Annotated in this window: 16 protein-coding genes; 10 read left to right on the forward strand and 6 right to left on the reverse strand. The window is 72.1% G+C overall.

The genetic code is table 11. From position 1 onward, the window contains the following. Positions 1 to 19 precede the first annotated feature (19 nt). A complete protein-coding gene (locus HCK04_RS16070; RefSeq protein WP_142648134.1) occupies positions 20 to 1,933 on the forward strand; it encodes an acetoacetate--CoA ligase in 1,914 nt (637 codons plus the stop codon). Positions 1,934 to 2,002: 69 nt separating this feature from the next. On the opposite strand, the gene HCK04_RS16075 is transcribed toward HCK04_RS16070, so the two are convergent. The 3 genes from HCK04_RS16075 to HCK04_RS16085 are packed head-to-tail and all read right to left on the reverse strand — an operon-like array spanning position 2,003 to position 3,157. Continuing rightward, positions 2,003 to 2,371, reverse strand: a complete 369-nt coding sequence (locus HCK04_RS16075) for a type II toxin-antitoxin system VapC family toxin (RefSeq protein ID WP_240971487.1) — start codon at positions 2,369 to 2,371, stop codon at positions 2,003 to 2,005. A 2-nt stretch (positions 2,372 to 2,373) separates the two neighbouring features. After that, on the reverse strand, positions 2,374 to 2,631 hold the full coding sequence (locus tag HCK04_RS16080; protein WP_142648136.1) for a type II toxin-antitoxin system prevent-host-death family antitoxin: 258 nt from the start codon (positions 2,629 to 2,631) through the stop codon (positions 2,374 to 2,376). Positions 2,632 to 2,656: 25 nt separating this feature from the next. After that, on the reverse strand, positions 2,657 to 3,157 hold the full coding sequence (locus HCK04_RS16085) for a helix-turn-helix domain-containing protein (protein ID WP_142648137.1): 501 nt from the start codon (positions 3,155 to 3,157) through the stop codon (positions 2,657 to 2,659). 98 nt (positions 3,158 to 3,255) lie between these two features. Between HCK04_RS16085 and HCK04_RS16090 the strand changes: the two genes are divergently transcribed. The 3 genes from HCK04_RS16090 to HCK04_RS16100 are packed head-to-tail and all read left to right on the forward strand — an operon-like array spanning position 3,256 to position 7,931. Beyond that, complete coding sequence (locus HCK04_RS16090) at positions 3,256 to 3,900, forward strand: dihydrofolate reductase family protein (protein ID WP_142648138.1); 645 nt, start codon at positions 3,256 to 3,258, stop codon at positions 3,898 to 3,900. Positions 3,901 to 3,919: 19 nt separating this feature from the next. Further along, positions 3,920 to 4,711, forward strand: coding sequence for an alpha/beta hydrolase (locus HCK04_RS16095; protein ID WP_142648139.1), 792 nt, complete (start codon positions 3,920 to 3,922; stop codon positions 4,709 to 4,711). A gap of 34 nt (positions 4,712 to 4,745) precedes the next feature. Then, positions 4,746 to 7,931, forward strand: coding sequence for an AAA family ATPase (locus HCK04_RS16100; RefSeq protein WP_142648140.1), 3,186 nt, complete (start codon positions 4,746 to 4,748; stop codon positions 7,929 to 7,931). Here the strand turns inward: HCK04_RS16100 and HCK04_RS16105 are convergent, their stop codons facing one another. Together HCK04_RS16105 and HCK04_RS16110 are read right to left on the reverse strand one after the other, a co-directional pair. Continuing rightward, complete coding sequence (locus HCK04_RS16105) at positions 7,932 to 8,777, reverse strand: ABC transporter permease (RefSeq protein ID WP_142648141.1); 846 nt, start codon at positions 8,775 to 8,777, stop codon at positions 7,932 to 7,934. After that, the gene (locus HCK04_RS16110; RefSeq protein WP_240971471.1) at positions 8,774 to 9,817 is read right to left on the reverse strand and encodes an ATP-binding cassette domain-containing protein; all 1,044 of its coding nucleotides are present in this window, start codon (positions 9,815 to 9,817) and stop codon (positions 8,774 to 8,776) included. Before HCK04_RS16110 ends, HCK04_RS16105 begins: the two co-directional genes overlap by 4 nt. Positions 9,818 to 9,981: 164 nt before the next feature. Between HCK04_RS16110 and HCK04_RS16115 the strand changes: the two genes are divergently transcribed. From HCK04_RS16115 to HCK04_RS16140, 6 genes are read left to right on the forward strand one after another with little or no spacing between them, the layout of a single operon-like run. Next, positions 9,982 to 10,893 (forward strand): ABC transporter ATP-binding protein, encoded by a 912-nt coding sequence (locus HCK04_RS16115; protein WP_142648142.1) that lies wholly within the window; start codon positions 9,982 to 9,984, stop codon positions 10,891 to 10,893. Beyond that, positions 10,890 to 11,618, forward strand: a complete 729-nt coding sequence (locus HCK04_RS16120; protein ID WP_142648143.1) for an ABC transporter permease — start codon at positions 10,890 to 10,892, stop codon at positions 11,616 to 11,618. The genes HCK04_RS16115 and HCK04_RS16120 overlap by 4 nt, the downstream gene beginning before the upstream one ends. 10 nt (positions 11,619 to 11,628) lie before the next feature. Then, a complete protein-coding gene (locus HCK04_RS16125) occupies positions 11,629 to 12,810 on the forward strand; it encodes a histidine kinase (RefSeq protein ID WP_205830311.1) in 1,182 nt (393 codons plus the stop codon). Then, on the forward strand, positions 12,807 to 13,412 hold the full coding sequence (locus HCK04_RS16130; protein WP_142648144.1) for a response regulator transcription factor: 606 nt from the start codon (positions 12,807 to 12,809) through the stop codon (positions 13,410 to 13,412). The genes HCK04_RS16125 and HCK04_RS16130 overlap by 4 nt, the downstream gene beginning before the upstream one ends. A gap of 60 nt (positions 13,413 to 13,472) precedes the next feature. Continuing rightward, positions 13,473 to 14,060, forward strand: coding sequence for a GNAT family N-acetyltransferase (locus tag HCK04_RS16135; protein WP_221889922.1), 588 nt, complete (start codon positions 13,473 to 13,475; stop codon positions 14,058 to 14,060). 18 nt (positions 14,061 to 14,078) lie between these two features. Then, positions 14,079 to 14,870: an alpha/beta hydrolase gene (locus HCK04_RS16140; protein ID WP_142648145.1), complete on the forward strand. Its 792-nt coding sequence runs from the start codon at positions 14,079 to 14,081 to the stop codon at positions 14,868 to 14,870. Positions 14,871 to 14,906: 36 nt separating this feature from the next. Here HCK04_RS16140 and HCK04_RS16145 read toward each other — a convergent pair whose 3' ends face one another. Then, on the reverse strand, positions 14,907 to 15,767 hold the full coding sequence (locus HCK04_RS16145; protein WP_142648146.1) for a helix-turn-helix transcriptional regulator: 861 nt from the start codon (positions 15,765 to 15,767) through the stop codon (positions 14,907 to 14,909). Positions 15,768 to 15,893: the final 126 nt, after the last annotated feature.

Consider the following 15,893-nt stretch of genomic DNA (forward strand, 5'->3'; position numbering starts at 1 on the left):
GCCTGGCAAAGATGGGGGCATGGTCGAGGAAGGCGCTCTGCTCTGGGAACCCACGCCCGACGTCGTACGTGCGGCCCGGATCACCCGTTACATGGAACGACTGGGCCGTACGGGGGACTACGAGGACGTCTGGAAGTGGTCGGTCGAGTCTCCGGCCGACTTCTGGACCTCCATATGGGACTACTTCGGCGTGGTCGGTACGCGTGGCGACGGGCCCGTCATCCGGGGAACGATGCCGGATGCCGAATGGTTCACAGGATCGGCCCTGAACTACGCCGAGAACGCGCTGCGCGGCCACCCCGGCCGGACGGCGGTGATTTTCCGCAACGAATCGGGCAGCCGTTGGCAGTACTCGCTCGGCGAGCTCCGCGAGGAGGTCGCCCGCGTCCGGGCGGGCCTCGTACGGCTGGGCGTGGGGCGTGGTGACCGGGTCGCCGCCTATGTCCCGAACGTCCCGGAAGCCCTCATCGCCTTCCTGGCCACCGCCTCGCTCGGGGCGATCTGGTCCTCCTGCTCGCCCGACTTCGGCGCGCCCAGCGTGACCGACCGGTTCGCGCAGATCGAGCCGAAGGTGCTCATCGCCGTGGACGGTTACCGCTACGGCGGCAAGGCGTACGACCGGTCGCAGGTGGTGCGCGAGATCGCCGGCAAGCTGCCGACGCTGGAGGCGACCGTCTGGATTCCCACGCTCCTCGAAGGCGCGCCCGATAACGGCGTGAGCTGGGACGACCTGCGGGCCGAGACCGCGCCGCTGGAGTTCGAGCGGGTGCCGTTCGGCCATCCGCTGTGGGTGCTGTACTCGTCCGGCACCACCGGCCTGCCCAAGCCCATCGTGCACGGCCACGGCGGCATCGTGCTGGAGCACCTCAAGTCGTTGTCCTTCCACCAGGACCTCGGCGAGGGGGATGTGTTCTTCTGGTACACCACTACCGGCTGGATGATGTGGAACTACCTCATCGGCGGCCTGCTGGTGGGGTCCACCGTCCTGCTGTACGACGGCAGCGCGGCCCATCCCGACACCGGCGCCCTGTGGCGGGTCGCCGCCGAGGAGGGCGTGACGTACTTCGGCACCGGCGCGCCGTACATCATGGCGTCGATGAAGGCCGGGGTGAAGCCGCAGGGGCTCGACCGGCTGCGCGGGATCGGCTCGACCGGCTCGCCGCTGCCGCCCGAGGGGTTCGCCTGGGTCTACTCGGACGTGAAGCCCGACGTGCAGCTCGGCTCGTTCTCCGGCGGCACCGACGTGTGCACCGGGTTCGTGGGCGCGGTGCCGCTGCTGCCGATCCGGGCCGGCGTGATCCCGTGCCGCTGCCTCGGCGCGTCGGTCGAGTCGTTCGACCCCGCGGGCGCCTCGATCGTGGGCGAGGTGGGGGAGCTCGTCATCACCCGGCCCATGCCGTCGATGCCGGTCATGTTCTGGAACGACCCCTTGGGTGACCGCTACCGGGAGTCGTACTTCGCCGACTACCCGGGCGTCTGGCGGCACGGCGACTGGATCAAGATCCTCCCCGACGGGGGTTGCGTGATCTACGGCCGTTCCGACTCCACCCTCAACCGCGGCGGCGTACGGATGGGCACCAGCGAGTTCTACCGCGTCGTGGAGCGGTTCGACGAGATCGCCGACAGCCTGGTCATCGACACCGGGCAGCTCGGCCAGGAGGGCAGGCTGCTGCTGTTCGTCACCCTGGCCGAGGGCGCGGAGCTGTCCGACGAGCTGGTGTCTCGCCTGCGTACGGCCCTGCGCACCGAGCTTTCTCCCCGGCACGTGCCCGACGAGATCCACGTGGTCCCCGGCATCCCGAGGACGCTGTCGGGCAAGAAGCTGGAGGTCCCGGTGCGGAAGATCCTGCTCGGCACCCCCGTCGAGAAGGCCGCCAACCCCGACGCCATGGCCAACCCCGAGGTCCTCGCCCACTTCACGCCGCAGCAGTAGAACGGCCGTCTATATAAGTGCACTTATAAGAAGTGCACTTATATAGATTCTCCGAGCCCGGCGGCGCGCTCAGACCGTCAGCACATGGACGTCATACTTGGGAATCCGGCCGTCTCTGGTGACCAAGGAGAGTCCTTCGTGGCGGGCCTGAGCGATCAGCAGCCGGTCGAAGGGATCGCGGTGAAGGAGTGGTAGCCTCCCCGCCTCGATGGTGTGGCCAAAGCGAATCGGCAGTTCGCGGAACTCGCTGTCGCGGATTCGTTCGACGAGGTCGTCGGGTGCGACCAGCTTGCCGATGCTCTGCTTGATGGCCACCTCCCAAAGAGTGGCCGGGCTCACGAAGACCTCCGGCTCTTCCTCGATCATGCTCTTGATCTCGTCGGCGAGCGTCGGGTCGTCGCTCAGCCACCAGAGGACGACGTGTGTGTCGAGAAGCATCCTCACGGCAGCAGCCCGAAATCCCTTGCGATGGCATCGTTGACCTCAGGTGAGTCCCAGTCGTCGGCCATGTGGAGCTGCCCTTTCAGGGAGCCCCTGCCGCGGCGGCTCACCTTGGTCGGGAAGGGAATGACCTTGGCCACGGGACGACCGGCACGGCTGATGACGATCTCCTCGCCGTGCTCGACTCTGTCGATGATGCGCGACAGGTTCGTCTTCGCCTCGTGGATGTTGTATTGCTCGGTAGCGCCTTCTGACATCACCGACCTCCTTAGCTAAGTTAGCTTAGCCCGCCGACGTCGCCACGACGCGTTCGTACGCATCCTGGAGCAGTTGGGACGCGCGCGGGCGGCTGGGGTCGGGGCGGGGGATGCCCAGGTGCGTCTCGCGCAGCTCGTCCATCAGGTCCTCCCACAGCGGCGGGCCGCCCTCTTCCAGCAGTCGTGCCCGTACGGCCAGCTCCGGCGTCGTCGGACGGTGCCGCAGTCCCCACGAGCCGAGCGCGACCATGATCGGGACCGTCTGGATGCCCGCCTCGGTGAGGCTGTAGGTGCCCCGCCGTCCCCGGCCCGCGTCCTCGTGGGTCAGCAGACCACCGGCGACGAGGCTCTTGAGACGGCTGCTGAGGATGTTCGACGCGATCCCCTCGATGGAGTTGCCGAGCAGGTCACGGAAGTGCCGCCGCCCGCCGAAGATGATGTCGCGCAGGACGATGAGGCTCCACCTGTCGCCGAGTGCCTCCACCGCCGCGTTGATCGCGCACCCCGACCGCGGCTCGTCTGGCATGCGGACCTCCAAACTGATTGCGTTTTGCCAGCACCTAGTCTACGGTCGATCCCAGTAGTTGCAATCCGCAATCACTCGCCGAATCCGGGAGATCAGCCATGTCGCGTGTCAGAGTGCACAACTTCTCCGTCTCCCTGGACGGCTTCGCCACGGGTGAGGGGCAGACGCTCGAAGAGCCGTTCGGCCACGCCGGCGGACGGCTCCACGAGTGGTTCTTCGAGACCCGCATCTTCCGCGCCATGCAGGGGAAGACCGGCGGTGCCGCTGGGGCCGACGACGCCCTGGCCCGCACCTGGAACGAGGGCGTCGGCGCGGAGATCATGGGCCGCAACAAGTTCGGGCCGCAGCGGGGCCCGTGGGAGGACCACGAGTGGACCGGATGGTGGGGCCCGAACCCGCCGTTCCACACCCCGGTCTTCGTCATGACCCATCACCCGCGACCATCGGTGGAGATGGAGGGCGGCACCACCTTCCACTTCATCGACGCCACCCCCGAGGAGGTGCTGCGGCAGGCGCGCGAGGCCGCGGGCGGTCTCGACGTGCGGATCGGCGGCGGGCCGGGCGTCGTCCGTCAGTTCCTCGCCGCGGACCTGGTCGACCACATGCACGTCGCCGTCGTCCCGATCGTCCTCGGCCGCGGCGAACGACTGTGGGACGGGCTCGAAGGGCTTGAGCAGCGCTTCGACATCGAGTCCGTGACCACCCCCAGCGGCGTCACCCATATGACCTTCACCCGCCGGTAACCGTGAAAGGTAGACGGACATGACCGAGCACATCACCTCGAAGGACGGCACGACCCTCGCCGTCGACACGATCGGCCAGGGCACGCCGGTGGTCCTCGTGGGCGGCGCGTTCAACGACCGCTCCACCGTCGCCGGGCTCGCCGCCGAACTCGCGTCGGCGTTCACCGTCGTGACGTACGACCGGCGCGGCCGGGCGGGCAGCGACGACAAGAGCGACGACTATCGGGTCGCCAACGAGATCGACGACCTGGCGGCCGTCATCGAGCACGTCGGCGGCCGGGCCTCGGCGTTCGGCCACTCCTCGGGCGCGATCCTCGTGCTGGAAGGGGTCATGCGCGGCCTGCCGATCGACCGGGTGGCCGTCTACGAGCCGCCGTACTGCGCGGACGAGAACCAGCCGAGGCCGGCGGCCGACATCTACGACCGGCTCAAGGCCCTGGTGGCCGCCGGTGACCGCGACGGCGGGGTGGAGTTGTTCCTCCACGAGGCGGTCGGAGTGCCGACCGAGGCGATCGCCGGGATGAAGGCCGGGCCGGGGTGGGCGTTCCTGGCCGACAAGGCGCCCAGCCTGCCGTACGACGTGCTGGTCAGCGAGATCTGGCAGGTGATGCCGTACGAGCGGCTCGCCCGGATCGGCGTGCCGGTGCTGGCGGTGTACGGCGACCAGACCGCGCCGAACCTGGCGGAGGGGACGAAGGCCGTCGCGGCGACCGTGCCCGGCGCCGAACTCCGGGTGATGCCCGGCGAGGACCACGCGGTGTTGCAGCGGCCGGCGGCGCTGGCGGAGATCCTCACGAAGTTTCTCGGCTGAAAATGTCGGAGCGGGCGGCTACCGTCGAATCGGCATGCGAATCGACGGCGCGATCCCTCAGCTCATCGGCAGGGAGCATCCTGCCGCGCTGCTGCGCGCCGAGATCGCGCGGGCGGTCGGCAGTCACGGCGGCCTGACGCTGGTCGCCGGTGAGGCCGGCATCGGCAAGACCACGCTCGTCACCAGCGCGGCCGAGGAGGCCAGGCGCCTGGGCGCGCTGGTCCTCGGCGGAGCCTGCTGGGAGTCCGACAACGCCCCCGGCTACTGGCCGTGGGTGCAGGTGCTGCGAGGAATGCGGCGGTGGGCCGCGCCCGAGGAGTGGGCGGCGGCCGAAGACGCCGGGGGCGCCGGACTGGCCGCGCTGCTGGGCGAGTCGCCGAGCGCCGACGCGGCCGAGGGCTTCCGGCTGTACGACGCGGTGACGAGCGCCCTGGTGGCGGTGTCCCAGAGCCGTCCCCTGGTGGTCGTGCTCGAAGACCTCCACTGGGCCGACGCCGCGTCGCTCCGGCTGCTGGACTTCGCGGCCCAGCACACCTGGTTCGAGCGGGTGCTGCTGGTGGGCACCTACCGCGACGTGGAGGTGGAGTCGGCGGACCATCCGCTGCGGCCCCTCGTGCTGCCGCTCGTCGCGCGGGCGACCACGGTGACCCTGACCGGGCTCGAACGCGAGGAGGTCGGCGCGCTGATGACCCGCGCCGCCGGCCTGAATCCGTCCGCCGACCTCGTCGCCGAGGTGCACCGGCGCACCGGCGGCAACCCCTTCTTCGTGGAGCAGACCGCGCGGCTGTGGCGCAGCGGCGGTTCGGTCGCCACGATCGCTCCCGGCGTTCGCGACACCCTGCTGCGGCGGCTGTCCCTGCTGCCCGCGCCGGTCGTGGACCTTCTCGTCACCGCCGCGGTGCTCGGGCGTGAGTTCCACCGCCAGGTGCTGGCCGCCGTCGCCGCCGCTCCCGTCCTCCAGGTGGAACGGCTGCTCGACCAGGCGGTGGCCGCCCGGCTCGTCATAGCGAAGGGCGGGTCGGCAGGGGGCGGGTCGGCAGGCGGCGGGTCGGCAGGCGGCGAGGTGTTCGCGTTCGCGCACGATCTGGTCCGCCAGACGCTCTACGAGTCGCTCGATGAGAAGGCCGCGGCCCGGCGGCACGCCGCGGTGGTCGACGCCGTGGAGCGGTCGCCGGCTCTCGCGGAGCATGTGCTCTCCGCCGACGTGGCCCGGCACGCCTATCTGGCCGGTGACCACGTCGAGCCGGCCCACGCGGCCGACCGGCTGCTCGCCGCGGCCCGCGACGCCGCCGCGCGCCTGGCCACCGAGGAGGCGCTCGGGCACTATCGCCGGGCGCTCGAACTGGCCGCCGTCGCCGGTGAGCACCGCCGGCGCGTCCTGATCGCACTCGAACTCGGCAGAGAGGTCTTCCACGGGCATGACCGCGACGGCGGCCGGCGCGCGTTCGAGGAGGCGGCCAACGTCGCCCGGGAGATCGGCGAGCCCCAGCTCATCGCGAGGGTGGCGCTGACCTTCTACGCGTCCCGCGGTGGCGACGGTGGTCCGCTGGTCGCAGATCTGCTGCGTGAGGCGCACGCCGCGCTGGTCCGGGACGGCCGGCCTCCCGGCGAGGAGCTGTCCCTCGACCACCTGGCACGGGAGCTGGCCATCCACGTGGCGCTGCTCGCCCGGCGCGGCGAGGACGACGAGGCGCTGGCCTTCAGCCTGTGGGCCTCCCACGACGCCATCTGGGGCCTGGGCACCGCACCGGAGAGGGTGGCGCTCACCGGAGAGCTACTGACCCTGGCCCGCCGCACGGGCGACGTCGAGATGGAGAGCATCGCCGCCGCGTTGCGCTGGGTGGCACTGCTCGAACAGGGCGATCCCGCCTATTTCGACCAGTTCCGCGAGTTCGTAGCGCTCGGCGGCCGCGCCGACCTGCCGCGCATCGACATAGCGACGGCCAGCGACCGCAGCATCATCGCCGCCCTCACGGGCGACTTCGCCCAGGCTGAGGCCCTGCTCGACGAGCTCGCCCGGTTCGAGCACGGGCACGACCACTGCCTCTACATGCTGGACCACCACCGCTGGGCCGTACGCATGCTCCAGGGCCGCGACGACGGCCTGGACGAGATCCACCGGGCGCTGCGCCGGGGCGGGCACCCCTGCCCCGGCCTGCTCGAAGGGATGACCGCGCTGCGCAGGGGAGACGGCGCGACCGCGCTGCGCCACCTGCGCGACACCATGGCGAGGGGCGAGCCGCGACGTGCGGTGCAGCCCCTGTGGCTGCGGTTCCAGGCCATGGTGGCCGCCTGGTCGCGTGACCCGGAGCTGTGCGAGAAGGCGCGGACCGAGCTCGACCCCTATCTCGGCACCTGGGCGGTGTCGATGTACGGCTGGGACATCGGCGGCCCGGTGGTCCTCCTGCGTGCCCTTGTCGACGCGGCGCAGGAACGCTGGGACGAGGCGATCGACGGGTTCACCGCCGCCTGGCACTCCGCCGAGCTGCTGCTCGCCCGCCCGTGGTCCGTCGAGGCGCGGGCGCATCTCGGCGAGGCGCTGCTGCGGCGGTGCCGCCCGGGCGACGCCGAGGAGGCCGGGAAGCTGCTGGACGACGTGGAGAGCGAGGCGCGCCGGCTCGGCATGCGGCACGTCCTGGAGCGCGTCCGCAGGAGCCGCACACCGCCCGGCGCCGGAGCCGAGTTCCGGCGGGACGGCGCGGTCTGGACCCTGGGGTTCGGCGGCCACACCGTCCGCCTGCCCGACGCCAAGGGCCTGCGCGACCTCCATCTCCTGCTGAGCCATCCCGGGGCCGACCTGCCCGCCGTACGGCTGCTCGATCCGGAGGGCGGGGAGCTGGTCGTCGCCGCCCGGGGGATGGGCGGCGACGCGGTCCTCGACGAGGAGGCCAAGGCGCGCTATCGGCGCCGGCTCGCCCTGCTCGATGAGGAGATCGACCGGGCGGCCGAGCGGCGCGACGACGGCCGAGCTGCGGAGTTCGACAGGGAACGGGCGGCCCTGCTGGCCGAGCTGCGCTCCGCCTCCGGTCTGGGCGGCCGGGACCGCCGTCTCGGCGACGAGGCGGAGCGCGCCCGCAAGGCCGTCACCGCCCGCATCCGCGACGTGCTGCGCAAGCTTGACCACCTGCATCCCGCGTTGGCCGCGCACCTCCGCGCGGCCGTCTCCACCGGCGCCACCTGCCGCTACCAGCCCGGCCACGAGATCACCTGGCGCCTGTGACTATTTGCGGTTGTAGAGCCGCATGGTCAGCGCGCCGAAGATCACGACCGACAGCGCGCCGCAGACCAGCACCCAGGTGATCTCCCCGGTGTCGGGGCTGCCCGCCATCAGGGAACGCGCCGCGGTGACCAGGTGGGATATGGGGTTGACCCCGACGAACGCCTGCAGCCAGCCCGGCATGGTCTGCGGGTCGACGTAGACGTTGCTGAGGAAGGTGAGCGGGAACAGCACCATCATGCTGACGCCCATCACCGACTTCTCGCTGCGCAGCAGCAGCCCGAACATCGTCCAGATCCACGAGAACGCGAACGAGAAGGCCACCAGCAGCGCGATCGCGGCCACCACGCCGGCGACCCCGCCCTGCGGGCGGAAACCCAGCGCGAGGCCGACCACGAGGATGACCGTCGAGGCCATCGTGTAGCGCAACGCGTCGCCGAGCAGGTAGCCGACCATGGTCGACGGCCGCCAGATCGGCAGGCTGCGGAAGCGGTCGAAGACGCCCTTCTCGATGTCCTTGTTGACCTCGACCCCGGTGTACATCGTGATCATGACGACGCTCGTCACCATGATGCCCGGCAGCAGGAATTGCAGATACTCCGTCGGCGAGCCCGCCAGCGCACCGCCGAACAGATAGGTGAACATCAACGTCATCATGATCGGGAACGCGGTGACGTCGAAGAGCTGCTCGGGCACGTGCTTGATCTTCAACATCGCCCGCCAGCCGAACGTCAGCGAGGCCGACAGGGCGCTGGGGCGCGGCGGGCGTACGCCAGGCGCCAGGACCGCGCCGAGCGTGTCGGCGGCGGGGACGAAGGACGTGCCGGTCTCGGTGGTCGTGGCGCTCATGCCGCCTCCTCCTGAGCGTTCTCGCCGGTGGCCGGGTGATCCGTAAGGGCAAGGCTGTGCTCCCCGGGAGGCGCGCCGGTCAGCGCGAGGAAGGCCTCGTCGAGGCTGGGCTGGCCGAGGGAGAAGTCGTCCACGACGATGCCGGACGCCGCCAGCGCCGCGAGGGCGCGCGAGGCCCGCTCCGCACCCGCGTCGGCGTCACCCCCGGCGACGCGGGCGGTCAGGGCCACGGGATCGACTTCCAGATGGACCTGGGTGTTCAGCTCCTTGGCCAGCACCCGCTCGGCCTCCGGCCGCTGCGCGGCGTCCCGCAGCCGCACGTGCACCGCCCCCGAGCCGACCGACGACTTGAGCTCGCCCGGCGTGCCCTCGGCGATGACCCTGCCGTGGTCGATGACCGCGATGCGCCCCGCCAGCCGGTCGGCCTCGTCCAGATACTGCGTGGTGAGCAGCACGGTCGTGCCGTGGGCGACCACGATCCTGATGATGTCCCAGACCTGGTTGCGGCTGCGCGGGTCGAGGCCGGTCGTGGGCTCGTCCAGGAACAACAGGTCGGGCGTGTTGAGGATGCTGGCCGCGATGTCCAGCCTTCTGCGCATGCCGCCCGAGTAGTTCTTGACCTGCCGGCGGGCGGCCTCGGTCAGCCCGAACGCCTCGAGCAGCTGCATGGCCCGGTCTTTGGCCGCGGCCTTCCTGTGGCCCAGCAGCCTGCCGAGCAGGACCAGGTTCTCCACCCCGGTCATCTCCTCGTCCACCGAGGCGTACTGGCCCGTCAGGCTCACCCGGCCGCGTACGGCGTCGGCCTCGCGCAGCACGTCGTGGCCGAAGACCCTGGCCTCGCCGCCGTCCGGGCGCAGCAGGGTCGCCAGCATCTTGACCGCCGTGGTCTTGCCCGCCCCGTTGGGGCCGAGCACGCCATATACCGTGCCGGCCGGCACCGTGAGGTCGAGACCGTCCACCGCGCGGTTGTCGCCGAATGTCTTGACCAGGCCCGATGTCTCTATCGCCAGGTCGTGCATGATCTGTCGTCTCCGTTTCATCCAAACGTTCACGAAACAGGCGCCAGATCCGGCGCGGACGCCGCTAGATCCGATCTAGCGGGCACCGTTGCGGGCCGACACGACCCGGATCCGTGACATCTGTCGTGGGCGGGTCGTGACAGACGGCGGGGGCCCGCGTCGAGGCGGCGGCGGAGGCTTGTCGCATGAACCTTCATGACGGCGCCCCCGCCCTCTCCATCGCGGGGCTGCGCAAGACGTACGGCGAGACCCGCGCGGTCGACGGAGTCGACCTGGTGGTGGACCGGGGGGAGGTGGTGGCCCTGCTCGGCCCGAACGGCGCGGGAAAATCCACCACGATCGACATGGTCGTCGGGCTGAGCCGTCCGGACGCGGGGGAGATCGCCGTGTTCGGCGCGTCTCCGCATGAGGCGGTGCGGCGCGGCCTGGTGGGCGTGATGCCGCAGGAGGGCACGCTGCTCGACGACGTGACCGTCCGCGAGACGGTGGCGCTGATCGCGTCGCTGCACCGGACGCCGCTGCCGGTGGAGGAGGTGCTGGGCCGCGCCGGGGTGGCCGGCCTCGCCGGTCGCCGGGCCGCGCTGCTGTCCGGCGGCCAGAGGCAGCGGGTGCGGTTCGCCATGGCCCTGGTGTCCGGCCCCGGCCTGCTGGTGCTCGACGAGCCGACGGCGGCCATGGACGTGACGGCCCGGCGGGAGTTCTGGCAGTCGATGCACGCCTTCGCCGAGACCGGCCGCACCGTGCTGTTCTCCACGCACTACCTGGAGGAGGCCGAGGCGTACGCCGACCGGGTCGTGCTGATGCACGCGGGCCGCGTCGTGGCCGACGGCCCGGTATCGGCGGTCATGGCCGAGGTGTCCGGCCGTACGGTGACCGCGACCGTGCCCGGCGCGCGCGCCGAGGACCTGGGCGCGCTCCCGGGCGTGACTGCGGCGCACGTGCGCGACGGCCGGGCCGAGCTCCGCTGCACCGACTCCGACCTGGTCGTACGGCACCTGCTGGCGCGCTATCCCGAGGTGCGGGACGTCGAGGTCGGCGCGCTGGGCCTGGAGGAGGCGTTCCTGCGCCTGACCGGAGCAGCGGAGGCCGTGCGATGACCGGATATCTCGCGTTCGAGATCAGACGGACCCTGCGGGACGCCAAGTTCCTGCTGTTCGCGGTCGCCCTGCCGGTGGGCATCTATCTGCTGATGGCCGACCGCTTCGCCGACCAGGGCGCTCCCGCGGCGTACGTGATGGGCGGGGTCGCGGTGTTCGGGGCGATGAAGGCGGCGCTCGACGTCGGGGCACGTACGGCGGTGGAGCGCGGCATCGGCTGGCAGCGCCAGTTGCGGCTGACTCCGCTCAGCGGCGGCGGCTATCTGCTGGCCAAGGCGTCGGTGGCGATGGTCGTGGCGCTGCCGCCGGTGGCCGGGGTGTCGCTGGTCGCCGCGCTCACCGGCGGGGTGGACCTGTCCGCGGGCGGCTGGGCGACGGCCGTGCTCGGCGTGTGGGCGGGCACGGTGCCGTTCGCCCTGCTCGGCCTGCTGATCGGCCAGTTCGCCAGTGCCCGGGGCCTCCAGGCGTACCAGGGGGCGGTGGTGCTGGTGCTCGGCTTCGTCGGCGGGCTGTTCATCCCGGTGAGCACGTTCCCCGCCGCGCTCGCGGTGGTGGCCAAGGTCCTGCCGAGCTACTGGCTCGCCGAGATCGGCCACGCCGCCGCGCTGGGCGGGCACAGCAGCGGGGGAGGCAGCGGGGTGGCCGTGCTGGTCCTGGCGCTGTACACGCTCGTGCTGGGCGTCGCCGTGGCCGTCCGGTATCGCCGCGACACGGCGCGGGCCTAGGGTGATTGACGTGGGCGAGCAGGGCGTATGGGGGCGTTCCGCCTGGCCGGTGTGGAACCCGGCCCGGCCGGGGTCTCGCTCGGCTCACGTCCGCGGCGTCCTCGTGCTGGCGCTCCTGCTGGTCTGGCCGCTGTGGGAGACGCTGCGGGAGGCGCTGAGGCCGGACGGATCCGGGCCGCAGGCCCCGGCGGTGCGGATCGCGCTCGGCGCCGTCACTGTCCTGTACGCGGCGGGCTGGCTCTGGTCCATGATCGGCGGGATCCGCCTGCCGCCCCGGCGGCGGATCCTGCTCGTCGGGGCGCTGTTCGCGCTGGCGGCCGTGGCGGCCCTGCTGCGCGACGGCCCGCTCTATCTCGGCCATGCCGGCGTGTTCAGCTACGTGCTCGCGGTGGCGGCCTGGCTGCTTCCGGCCCGCTGGGGCGTGCTGCTCGCGGCGGCGACCTGGCTGCTTCAGGTGCTCGCACAGTGGCTCGCCCCCGGCCCCGTCACCTGGGAGCACGTGGGCGGCCTCGTCCCCGGGGTCGTGATCCCGGTGGCCGTGACGCTGCTGATCCGGCTCGTCGTCCAGCTCGGCCAGGCCCACGAGGAGATCGCGGCGCTGGCCACGGCGGCCGAGCGCGACCGGCTGGCCAGGGACCTCCACGACGTGCTCGGGCACAGCCTGACCACGATCACGGTGAAGACCGCCCTGGCCCGCCGGGTGCTGGAGAGTGGCGGCGACGTCGAACGCGCTCTGGCCGAGCTGCGCGACGTCGAACGGCTGTCCCGGGAGGCGCACGGCGAGGTGCGCCTGACCGTGTCGGGCCGCCGCCGGCCGTCCCTCGCCGCCGAGCTGGCGGGGGCACGCGCCGCGCTGCGGGCCGCCGGGATCAGCCCGATCCTCCCGCCGTCCGCCGACCACGTGCCGGCCGAGCTGGCCGAGCCCTTCGCGTACGTCCTGAGAGAGGGGGTCACCAACGTGATCCGGCACAGCGGCGCCACCCGGTGCGAGGTGCTGCTCGGGGACGACTGGCTGGAGGTGCGCGACAACGGCACGGGGCAAGACACGGGGCGAGAAACCGCGGGGCGGCACGCGGCGAAGCCCGGCAACGGCCTGTCCGGCCTGGCCGAGCGGCTGCGCGCCGTCGGCGGGCGGGTCGAGGCGGGCCCGCTGCCCGCGGGCGGCTTCCGGCTGCGGGCGAGCCGCGCATGATCAGGGTGCTGCTCGCCGACGACCAGGCGCTCGTACGCGGGGCGCTGGCGGCGATGCTCGCGCTGGAGCCCGACATCGAGGTGGTGGCCCAGGTGGGCTCGGGCGAGGAGGTCGTCGAGGCGGCCCGGCACGCCCGGCCCGACGTGGCGTTGATCGACGTGCAGATGCCGGGCAGGGACGGCCTGGAGGTCACGGCCGACCTGCGCGCCGCGCTCCCGTCGTGCCGGGTGGTTATCTGCACGACCTTCGGGCGGCCCGGCTACTTCGCCCGTGCCATGGAAAACGGCGCCTCGGGCTTCGTCGTGAAGGACGCGCCGCCCGAGCACCTGGTCGACACGGTGCGCCGGGTGCACGCGGGCCTGCGCGTGGTCGATCCCGCCCTGGCCGCCGAGTCGCTCGCCAGCGGGTCGAGCCCGCTGACCCCGCGGGAGCGCGACGTGCTGCGCGCGGCCCGGCAGGGCGGCACGGTGGCCGAGATAGCGCGGAGCCTGCACCTGTCGGCCGGGACCGTACGCAACCACCTGTCGGCGGCGATCGGCAAGACCGGCGCGAGCACCCGCGCCGAGGCCGCGCTGATAGCCGACGAACAGGGCTGGCTCTGACGCGCCGTTTCCGGAAAAAGGGAATGACCGGAAAGCGGCTCGGGCGCGAGAATCGCCCGCATGTCAGAGCCCATGTCGCAGCCGATGTTGCAGACCGACCGCATCACGCTCGTGCCGCTGTCCGACGACCACCTTGAGCACGAGATCGAGCTCGACGCCGATCCCGAGGTCATGCGCTACCTCACCGGCCGTGCGCGCACCCGCGAGGAGGTGGAGGCCCTCCACCGTCAGCGGCTCGACGTCGCGCACCGCGCCGCCGGGCTCGGCTTCTGGACCGGGTTCGTGGACGGGCGCTTCGTCGGCTGGTGGCTTCTGGAGCCGCCCGCGCGTGCCGACCAGGGCCCGGCCGACGGACAGGCCGAGCTCGGATACCGGCTCCTGCGGCGCTACTGGCGCCAGGGCCTGGGCAGCGAGGGAGCCCGCGAGCTGCTTCGTTACGCGTTCGAAGACCTCCGGCTCGACCGCGTCTTCGCCGAGACCATGGCGGTCAACGCCGCCTCCCGCGCGACGATGGCCGCGATCGGCATGCAGTACGTCCGTACGTTCCACATGGACTGGGAGGAGCCGCTCCCCGGCAGCGAGCTCGGCGAGGTCGAGTATGCGATCACCCGGGAGCAGTGGCTCGTTTCCCGAACGGCCCCCGCCTGATCTGGCTAGGTTGACCAAATGGACGTGGAGATCAGCGGCATACCAGTGCATTTCGCCGAGCACGGCGACGGCATGCCCGTTCTGGCGCTGCATGGAGCGGGAGTGGACCACCGCGAGATGGCCGGCGCGCTGGAACCGGTCTTCCGCGACCGGCCCGGCTATCGGCGCGTCTACCCCGACCTGCCCGGCATGGGGCGCACTCCGGTGGGGGACCGGCTCCGCGGTTCCGACGACGTCCTCGATCTCGTGCTCGGTCTGGTCGACGCCGTCGCCGGCGATCGGCCGTTCGCGATCGTCGGCCACTCGTTCGGCGGATATCTGGCCCGGGGCATCGCCGCCCGCCGTCCGGACCAGGTCGCGGGGCTGGCGCTGATCTGCCCGCTCGGCGAGGACGCACGTGACGTGCCCGCACACGAGGTGCTGCACGCCTCGGCCGACGTGGCCGGGGTGCTGAGCCCGGCCGAGCAGGCCCAGTTCCGTGACTACTTCGTGGTGCAGACGCCCGCCACGCTCGAACGGTTCCGGGAGCACGTGGCCCCGGCCCTGCCCCTCGTCGACAGGGACGGCCTCGGGCGGGTCTTCGAACAATGGCGGCTGAGCGACGTCTCCCCGTACGCCGGCCCGACCCTGATCCTCGCCGGGCGCCAGGACTCCACGGTGGGGTACGCCGGCGCCTGGGAGCTGGTGGCGCGCTATCCGCATGCCACCTACGCCGTCCTCGACCGGGCCGGGCACGCGCTGCCGCACGAGCAGACCGGGCTGCTGGCCGCGCTCGTCGGCGAATGGCTCGACAGAGTGGCGATCCGTTAGACCATGCCGTTAGACCATGCCGGGAATCAGCGATCATCAGCCCGAGACGGCGCGGAGGGCGCCGGGATGGCGGCCCGTGAGGCGGTCGAGCCTGGCGGCGGTGGCGTCGTCCGCGGGGAGATAGGCGATCAGGACCTGGCTGTCGTCGCCGGACAGGCCGAGGGTCTCGTAGGCCAGCCGTAGTTCGCCCGCCTCGGGATGCGCCAGCCGTTCGAGACCGGTGCGCCTGGGCGGGCCGGGCGGCGTCGCCAACCGGTCGGTGAAGGGCGCGCCGACGGCCAGGGTCAGCTCGTTGACGAGGCGCTCGACGTGCGGGTCCTCCCGGGAAATCCCCGGTTTCAGCGCGGCGAGCCGCTCGCCGGCGACCCGGTCCCACTCGGGGTACGCGGCCTTGGCCCGGGGGTCGGCGAAGACGTACCGCACCAGGTTGGGCGGCCTGCGGTCCAGCAGTCCGATGGGACCGGCGAGCCGCTCGTAGCCGTTCGTGTGGGCGAGCACGTCGCCGAGCCGGTTGACGACCACCGCCGGGGCGGGTTCGAGCCGGTCGAGCAGCGCCCGGACGGTGGGGCGGACCGACTGCGCGGGCGGCCCCTGGCACGGGCCGACGAGCCGGCCGGCACCGTCGGCCGCCTTGAAATGGTGGAGCAGATGGAGGCGGTCGTCGGACGACAGGCGCAACGCGTCGGCGAGGGCGGCGAGCACGGGCACCGAGGGGTGACGGTCCCGCCCCTGCTCAAGCCGGGTGAGATATTCGACGCTGATCCCGGCCAGCGTGGCCAGCTCGGAACGGCGAAGGCCGGGGGTGCGGCGCCGGCCGCCGCCGGGCAGCCCGACCTCGGCGGGGGTGACCGCCTCACGACGGGACCGCAGGAACTCTCCCAGGGTGTTGTCGCTCACGCTTCGCAGGCTACCGAGCGACCTCGCCTCCGATCGTGGCCCTGCGGGGGCCAGTCTCGGCCCGGCCTCCCTCGGGTGGTCCCCGTCACCGGATCCTCGGTGCTGTTCACGGTTGTCACTGACATG

The sequence above is a fragment of the Microbispora sp. CL1-1 genome (assembly GCF_012034195.1).
GTDB lineage: Bacteria > Actinomycetota > Actinomycetes > Streptosporangiales > Streptosporangiaceae > Microbispora.

Coding starts and splice junctions, on each gene's coding strand:
- HCK04_RS16070 (WP_142648134.1), top strand. CDS start 20: ATGGTCGAGGAAGGCGCTCTGCTCTGGGAACCCACGCCCGACGTCGTA.
- HCK04_RS16075 (WP_240971487.1), bottom strand. CDS start 2,371: ATGCTTCTCGACACACACGTCGTCCTCTGGTGGCTGAGCGACGACCCG.
- HCK04_RS16080 (WP_142648136.1), bottom strand. CDS start 2,631: ATGTCAGAAGGCGCTACCGAGCAATACAACATCCACGAGGCGAAGACG.
- HCK04_RS16085 (WP_142648137.1), bottom strand. CDS start 3,157: ATGCCAGACGAGCCGCGGTCGGGGTGCGCGATCAACGCGGCGGTGGAG.
- HCK04_RS16090 (WP_142648138.1), top strand. CDS start 3,256: ATGTCGCGTGTCAGAGTGCACAACTTCTCCGTCTCCCTGGACGGCTTC.
- HCK04_RS16095 (WP_142648139.1), top strand. CDS start 3,920: ATGACCGAGCACATCACCTCGAAGGACGGCACGACCCTCGCCGTCGAC.
- HCK04_RS16100 (WP_142648140.1), top strand. CDS start 4,746: ATGCGAATCGACGGCGCGATCCCTCAGCTCATCGGCAGGGAGCATCCT.
- HCK04_RS16105 (WP_142648141.1), bottom strand. CDS start 8,777: ATGAGCGCCACGACCACCGAGACCGGCACGTCCTTCGTCCCCGCCGCC.
- HCK04_RS16110 (WP_240971471.1), bottom strand. CDS start 9,817: ATGAAACGGAGACGACAGATCATGCACGACCTGGCGATAGAGACATCG.
- HCK04_RS16115 (WP_142648142.1), top strand. CDS start 9,982: ATGAACCTTCATGACGGCGCCCCCGCCCTCTCCATCGCGGGGCTGCGC.
- HCK04_RS16120 (WP_142648143.1), top strand. CDS start 10,890: ATGACCGGATATCTCGCGTTCGAGATCAGACGGACCCTGCGGGACGCC.
- HCK04_RS16130 (WP_142648144.1), top strand. CDS start 12,807: ATGATCAGGGTGCTGCTCGCCGACGACCAGGCGCTCGTACGCGGGGCG.
- HCK04_RS16135 (WP_221889922.1), top strand. CDS start 13,473: ATGTCAGAGCCCATGTCGCAGCCGATGTTGCAGACCGACCGCATCACG.
- HCK04_RS16140 (WP_142648145.1), top strand. CDS start 14,079: ATGGACGTGGAGATCAGCGGCATACCAGTGCATTTCGCCGAGCACGGC.